Raw genomic sequence first — 7182 nt, 5'->3', positions numbered from 1 at the left:
GCTCCACCAGATGCCCGCATCCGGACGCACCGGCATGCCCTCGTACATGATGGTCGCCATTCCGGCCAACAAGGGACCGTAGACGATATAAGAATGCCCGACCACCCAGCCAATGTCCGAGGTAGCGAAATAGGTCTCGCCCGCATTGCCGCAGTATATATGCTTCATCGAACTCGCCAGCGCCACCGCGTACCCGCCGACATCGCGCTGCACACCCTTGGGCTTGCCGGTCGTGCCTGAGGTGTACAGGATGTAGGAGATATCGTTCGAGTCCAGCCAGGTGACCGGCACGCGGGCATCCAGATGCTGCGCGCGCAATGTGGCGTAGTCGACGTCGCGACCTTCCACCATCTGCAGCGGCACCAGTCCACGATCGACCAGCAACACATGCGCCGGCTTGTGCGCAGCCTGCCTGATTGCCTTGTCCAGCAATGGCTTGTAGGGCACCGCCTTGCCCGCACGCGAACCGGCGTCGGCCGACACGACCAGCTTGGGACAGGCGTCATCGATGCGGGTGGCCAGGCTGGCAGAGGCGAAGCCGCCGAACACCACAGAATGCACCGCGCCGATGCGCGCACAGGCCAGCATGGCGAACACGGCCTGCGCAATCATCGGCATGTAAATCAGCACACGGTCGCCCCGCCCGACACCCAGCGACAGCATGATTGCCGCAGCCCGCTCGACCTCTGCCTGCAATTCGCGAAAGCTGTAGACCTGCTCGACCGGCGCGCCGTCAGGACGGACCTCGGTCGACACCGCGATCAGTGCCGGCAAGTCAGCCTGGGTTTGCGCCCAGCGGTCGACTGCGTTGTAACAGAGGTTGGTCTGGCCGCCGACGAACCATTTGTTGAACGGCTTGCGCGAATCGTCGAGCACCTTGGTGTAGGGCGTTTGCCAGTGTATGCGCTGTGCTTCGCCGCCCCAAAAGGCCTCGGGATTGTCGATTGATTGCTGGTAGAACGCTTCGTAGTTCATGCCGTCTCCCGGATGGGTTGTATTCTTGCAGCGGCCTTGTGCGCGGCCGCATGTTGCATTTCCGATTTCCTGCTCTTTGCGCTTTGACCTGTTTGCTCTGTGCATTGCCTTGCATTTGCAGTGTGCGATTGCTGCCTGGCTTTCCTGCCCTCAGAACGCGTCGCCGGGAACACGTACCCAGCCTTCCATCAGCACCCTGGCGCTACGGCTCATGATGGCCTTGGTCACGCTCCATTCGCCGTTGACCTCGCTGGCCTGCGCACCCACGCGCAAGGTGCCCGATGGATGGCCGAAACGCACTGCAGCAGGCGCACCACCACCAGCGGCGCGATTGACCAGCGTGCCGGGAATGGCGGCGGCGGTGCCGATCGCAACGGCAGCCGTTCCCATCATGGCGTGATGCAGCTTGCCCATCGACATCGCGCGCACCAGCAAGTCGACATCGCCGGCGGCGACCGGCTTGCCGCTGGAGGCAATGTAATCGGTCGGTCGCGCAACGAAAGCGACCTTGGGTGTGTGCTGGCGGCTGGCGGCCTCCTCGACGTTCTTGATCAGGCCCATGCGCACTGCGCCATGGGCGCGAATGTTCTCGAACAAGGCCAGCGCCCTGGCATCGCTGTTGATGGCGTCCTGCAGTTCGGTGCCGCGGTAACCGATCGCATCGGCGTTGACGAAAATGGTCGGGATACCGGCATTGATCATGGTTGCCTGCAGGCGTCCGACGCCGGGAACGTCGAGTTCGTCCACCAGATTACCGGTCGGGAACATCGCGCCGCCACCGCCCTCCTCCTCGGCTGCCGGGTCCATGAACTCCAGCTGGACTTCCGCTGCCGGGAAGGTGACGCCATCGAGCTCGAAGTCGCCGGTTTCCTGCACCACGCCGTCGGTGATGGGCACATGCGCGATGATGGTCTTGCCAATATTGGCCTGCCAGATCCGCACGATCGCCACCCCATTGTCCGGAATGCGGCTGGCCTCAACCAGTCCGTTGCTGATGGCGAAGGGACCGACTGCGGCAGACAGGTTGCCGCAGTTGCCGCTCCAGTCGACGAATGCACTATCGATGGAGACCTGGCCGAACAGGTAATCGACGTCATGCCCGGGCTTGCTGCTACGGGACAGGATGACGGTCTTGCTGGTGCTGGAGGTGGCGCCGCCCATGCCATCGGTTTGCTTGCCGTAGGGATCGGGACTGCCGATCACGCGCAGCAGCAGCGCATCACGCGCCGCGCCCGCTTGCTGTGCGCTTGCGGGCAAATCCTGCAGGCGGAAGAACACGCCCTTGCTGGTGCCGCCACGCATGTAGGTGGCGGGTATCTTGATCTGGGGTGCGCTGGCCATGAAGTACTTGTCCTTGTGAACGCTGCGTTAATAGAACGATGCTTGACGCATGCAGTGGCGCCGGGACGAGGCCAGTCGGTACCCTGCCCAGGGGGGCCAGGTCCGGCCACACCGCAACAAGCCGCGGCGCGGCTGGCCTGCCCTGTCCTGCATGCGCCAGCGACCTGACCTAGGCGGCCTTGGTCGATTCGAGGAAGTCCTGGGCAAAGCGCTGCAATACGCCGCCCGCTTCGTAGATCGCCACTTCTTCCGCGGTATCGAGACGACAGGTCACCGGCACTTCGATCCGTTCCCCGTTGCGCCGGGTGATGGTCAGCACCAGTGTCGCGTGCGGCGTACGTTCGCCCATCACGTCGAAGCTTTCGCTGCCGTCGATCGCCAGTGTCTTGCGGTTGACGCCCGGCTTGAATTCCAGCGGCAACACGCCCATGCCGACCAGGTTGGTGCGGTGGATACGCTCGAAGCCTTCGGCAACGATCGCCTCCACGCCGGCCAGCCGCACGCCTTTGGCAGCCCAGTCGCGTGACGAGCCCTGCCCATAGTCGGCGCCGGCGATCACGATCAGCGGCTGCTTGCGCTCCATGTAGGTCTGGATCGCTTCCCACATGCGGGTGACCCGGCCTTCGGGTTCGATGCGGGCCAACGACCCCTCTTTGACCACGCCGTTTTCCAGCACCATTTCATTTTTCAGGCGCGGGTTGGCGAAGGTCGCTCGCTGCGCGGTCAGGTGGTCGCCACGATGTGTGGCATACGAATTGAAGTCTTCCTGCGGCAAGCCCATTTTGGCCAGGTATTCGCCGGCGGCGCTTTCCGGCAGGATGGCGTTGGATGGCGACAGGTGATCGGTGGTGATGTTGTCGCCCAGTACCGCAAGCGCACGCATGCCGCGCAAGCTGCGCGCACCAGCCAGTGCGCCTTCCCAATACGGCGGACGGCGGATATAGGTGCTTTGAGGACGCCAGTCGTATTGCGGGCTGACCTTCTCCGCGGCATCGGCACTGATGGCGAACATCGGTTCGTAGACCTTGCGGAAATGTTCCGGTTTGACGCTGCTGGCGATGACGGCGTCGATCTCGGCGTCGTCCGGCCAGATGTCCTTGAGCATGACCGGCAGGCCGTCCTTGTCCACGCCGAGCGCATCGCGCTCGATGTCCACGCGGATGGTGCCGGCGATTGCATACGCCACCACCAGCGGCGGCGAGGCGAGGTAAGCTTCCTTCGCACGCGGATGGATGCGGCCTTCGAAATTGCGGTTGCCCGATAACACGGCGGTCGTATAAAGCTTGCGCGCCAGCACCTCCTGTTCGATCGCCGGGTCTAGCGCGCCGCTCATGCCGTTGCAGGATGTGCAGGCGAAGGCCACTACGCCAAAGCCAAGCTTTTCCAGCTCCGGCAGCAGCCGCGCTTCTTCCAGGTACAGTTGTACCGCCTTCGAGCCCGGCGCCAGCGAACTTTTTACCCAGGGCTTGCGCAGCAGGCCGCGGGCGTTGGCATTGCGCGCCAGCAGGCCGGCGGCAATCATGCCGCGCGGATTGCTGGTGTTGGTGCAACTCGTGATCGCCGCGATGATCACCGCGCCATCCGGCATCTCGCCGGGCGTGGTCTCGATATGCCTGGCCAGGCCGTGCTGCCCTAGCGTGGAGGTTGGGATCTTCTGATGCGGATTGGAAGGACCGGCGATCGTGCGCACTACGCTCGACAAGTCGAATTTCAGCACCCGCTCATACTCGGCGGATTCCAGGCTGTCGCCCCACAGGCCGGCTGCCTTGGCGTAGGTCTGCACCAGCCTGACTTGCGCATCGTCGCGCCCGGTCAGCCGCAGGTAATCGATGGTGCGCTCGTCAATGTAAAACAGCGCAGCCGTGGCGCCGAATTCAGGCGTCATGTTGGAAATCGTCGCGCGATCGCCCAGGGTCAGGTGGGCAACGCCCTCGCCAAAGAATTCCAGGTAAGTTGACACCACCTTTTGCGTGCGCAGGAATTCAGTCAGCGCCAGCACGATATCGGTGGCGGTTATGCCAGGCGCGGCGCGGCCGCTCAATTCAACCCCGACGATGTCGGGCAGGCGCATGTAGACTGCGCGTCCCAGCATCACGCTCTCGGCCTCCAGGCCGCCCACGCCGACGCCGACCACTCCCAGGGCATCGATCATCGGCGTATGGCTGTCGGTACCGATCAGCGTATCGGGAAAGGCGACACCGTCTTGCGCCTGGACTACCGGCGACATGCGCTCGATATTGATCTGGTGCAGGATGCCATTGCCCTGCGGGATCACGTCGACATTCTTGAACGCCTTTTTAGACCACTGGATGAAGTCGAAGCGGTCGACGTTGCGTCGCTCTTCGATCTGGCGATTCTTGGCGAAGGCGTCCGGGTCGAACCCGGCAAACTCCACCGCCAGCGAATGATCGACCACCAGTTGCGAGGGCACCACCGGATTGACCTTGGTCGGGTCGCCACCCTTGGCTGCAATCGCGTCACGCAGTCCGGCCAGGTCGACCAATGCAGTCTGGCCCAGGATGTCCTGCAGGATCACGCGCGCCGGGAACCACGGAAAGTCGAGCTCGCGCTTGCGCCCGATGATTTGCGCCAGCGATGCCGGCAGCGCGGCCGGGTCGCAACGGCGCACCAGGTTCTCGGCCAGCACGCGCGAGGTATAGGGCAGCTTGTCATAGGCGCCGGGCTGGATCGCATCGATCGCGGCGCGCGCGTCGAAATAATCAAGCTGGGTGCCGGGCAGGGGTTTGCGGTTTGCGGTGTTCATGGCGGGGCTTGGGTTTTACTTGCGGTTCTTGATCGGCACGAATTTCAGGTCTTCCGGACCCACATAGTTCGCGCTCGGACGAATGATCTTGTTGTCGATGCGCTGCTCGATGATATGCGCGGCCCAGCCGGAGGTCCGTGCGATCACGAACAAGGGCGTAAACATCGCCGTTGGCACACCCATCATGTGGTACGACACCGCCGAAAACCAGTCCAGGTTGGGGAACATTTTCTTGGCGTCGGCCATCACCTCTTCCAGGCGGGACGCAATGTCGAACATCTTCATTGACCCGGCTGATTTGGACAAGTTGCGGGCCACTTCCTTGATCACCTTGTTGCGCGGATCGGAAACCGTGTACACCGGATGGCCAAAGCCGATCACGACTTCCTTGTTCTCGACACGGCGGCGGATGTCGGCTTCGGCTTCGTCCGGATTGTCGTAACGCTTCTGGATTTCGAACGCGACTTCATTGGCGCCGCCATGCTTGGGGCCGCGCAATGCGCCAATCGCGCCGGCGATGGCCGAGTGCATGTCCGAACCGGTGCCGGCAACCACCCGGGCAGCGAAGGTAGAGGCATTGAACTCGTGTTCCGCGTACAGGATCAGCGAAGTGTGCATCGCTTTTTCCCATCCCGCACTTGGCTTGACGCCGTGCAACAGATGCAGGAAATGGCCGCCGATCGACTCGTCGTCGGTCTCGACTTCAATGCGCCGGCCGTTGTGGCTGTAGTGATACCAGTACAGCAGCATCGAGCCGAGCGAGGCCATCAAACGGTCGGCAATGTCGCGCGCGCCGGGCGCATTGTGGTCGTCCTTTTCCGGCAGCACGCAGCCGAGCGCCGACACACCAGTGCGCATCACGTCCATCGGGTGGGCTGACGCCGGCAGCCATTCCAGCACCGCCTTCACATTCGCGGGCAAGCCGCGCAGCGACTTCAGCTTGGCCTTGTAGCCCTTGAGTTCGGCCACCGTGGGCAGCTTGCCATGCACCAGCAAGTAGGCGATTTCTTCGAATTCGCAGGTGTCTGCCACATCCAGGATGTCATAACCGCGGTAGTGCAGATCGTTGCCGGTCTTGCCGACGGTGCACAGTGCGGTATTGCCGGCCGTCACACCGGACAGGGCGACGGATTTTTTCGGTTTGAAGGCAGATGCCTGTTGCTGCTCGCTCATTGCTTGGTCTCCCTTTCTATTTTGATTTTTGCTGGACGAACAGTGCATCCAGCTTTTGCTCGAAGTCGTGGTAATTGATGCGGTCGTACAGCTCCATACGGGTCTGCATGGTGTCGATCACGTTTTTCTGTGTGCCATCGCGGCGCAGTGCCGTGTAGACATTTTCTGCCGCCTTGTTCATTGCACGAAACGCCGACAGTGGATACAGCACCATGCCGACACCGGCGCTGCGCAGCTCATCGACGGAGAACAGCGGCGTAGCGCCGAATTCGGTGATATTGGCCAGGATCGGCACTTTCACTGCGTCGGCAAATTTCTTGTACATCGCCAATTCGGTAATGGCCTCGGGAAAGATCATGTCGGCCCCCGCTTCGACACAGGCAAGCGCCCGCTCGATCGCGGCGTCCAGCCCTTCCACGGCCAGCGCATCGGTGCGTGCCATGATGACGAAATCGGGGTCGCTGCGGGCGTCGACTGCAGCCTTGATCCGGTCGACCATTTCCTGGCTGCTGACGATTTCCTTGTTGGGCCGATGGCCGCATCGTTTGGCGCCGACCTGGTCTTCAATGTGCAGTCCGCCAGCGCCAGCCTTGATCATCGACTTCACGGTGCGCGCAACGTTGAAGGCGGATGAGCCAAAGCCGGTGTCGCAATCCACCAGCAGCGGCAGGTCGCACACATCGGTGATGCGTCGCACGTCGGTCAGCACATCATCCAGGCCCGAGATGCCCAGGTCAGGCAGGCCGAGCGAGCCGGCAGCGACGCCGCCACCGGACACATAGACGGCCCGGAATCCTGCGCGTTTTGCCAGCAGAGCATGGTTGGCGTTGATGGCCCCGACAAGCTGCAACGGGGATTCTTCTTTTAGCGCCTGGCGCAAGGCAGCGCCGGCAGAACGAAGCGTCATGGTTTCACCTGGTAGGGACGGT

Annotated in this window: 5 protein-coding genes; all 5 read right to left on the bottom strand. The window is 62.7% G+C overall.

What is annotated here, in order from left to right; genetic code table 11:
* Positions 1–975: AMP-binding protein (locus Q7T64_RS15715; RefSeq protein WP_304797644.1), on the bottom strand; the 975-nt coding region annotated here is incomplete at its 3' end.
* A 150-nt stretch (positions 976–1125) separates the two neighbouring features.
* Positions 1126–2316 carry a 2-methylaconitate cis-trans isomerase PrpF gene (gene prpF / locus Q7T64_RS15710; RefSeq protein WP_304797642.1) on the bottom strand — a complete coding sequence of 397 codons (1191 nt, stop codon included), beginning with the start codon at positions 2314–2316 and terminating at the stop codon, positions 1126–1128.
* Positions 2317–2485: 169 nt separating this feature from the next.
* Positions 2486–5080 (bottom strand): Fe/S-dependent 2-methylisocitrate dehydratase AcnD, encoded by a 2595-nt coding sequence (acnD, locus tag Q7T64_RS15705; protein WP_304797639.1) that lies wholly within the window; start codon positions 5078–5080, stop codon positions 2486–2488.
* 15 nt (positions 5081–5095) lie between these two features.
* The gene (gene prpC, locus Q7T64_RS15700; protein WP_304797637.1) at positions 5096–6253 is read right to left on the bottom strand and encodes a 2-methylcitrate synthase; all 1158 of its coding nucleotides are present in this window, start codon (positions 6251–6253) and stop codon (positions 5096–5098) included.
* Positions 6254–6269: 16 nt separating this feature from the next.
* Complete coding sequence (gene prpB / locus Q7T64_RS15695) at positions 6270–7160, bottom strand: methylisocitrate lyase (RefSeq protein WP_304797636.1); 891 nt, start codon at positions 7158–7160, stop codon at positions 6270–6272.
* Between the last annotated feature and the right edge of the window lie 22 nt (positions 7161–7182).

The organism is Lacisediminimonas sp. (genome assembly GCF_030645335.1).
Lineage (GTDB): Bacteria > Pseudomonadota > Gammaproteobacteria > Burkholderiales > Burkholderiaceae_D > Lacisediminimonas.
The sequence above is the reverse complement of the archived record's forward strand: the minus strand, read 5'-3'. Positions and strand labels throughout refer to the sequence as shown.

Bases quoted from the DNA above. Each gene is read 5' to 3' on its own strand.
- prpB (WP_304797636.1), bottom strand. From the start codon at position 7,160: ATGACGCTTCGTTCTGCCGGCGCTGCCTTGCGCCAGGCGCTAAAAGAA.
- prpF (WP_304797642.1), bottom strand. From the start codon at position 2,316: ATGGCCAGCGCACCCCAGATCAAGATACCCGCCACCTACATGCGTGGC.
- prpC (WP_304797637.1), bottom strand. From the start codon at position 6,253: ATGAGCGAGCAGCAACAGGCATCTGCCTTCAAACCGAAAAAATCCGTC.
- acnD (WP_304797639.1), bottom strand. From the start codon at position 5,080: ATGAACACCGCAAACCGCAAACCCCTGCCCGGCACCCAGCTTGATTAT.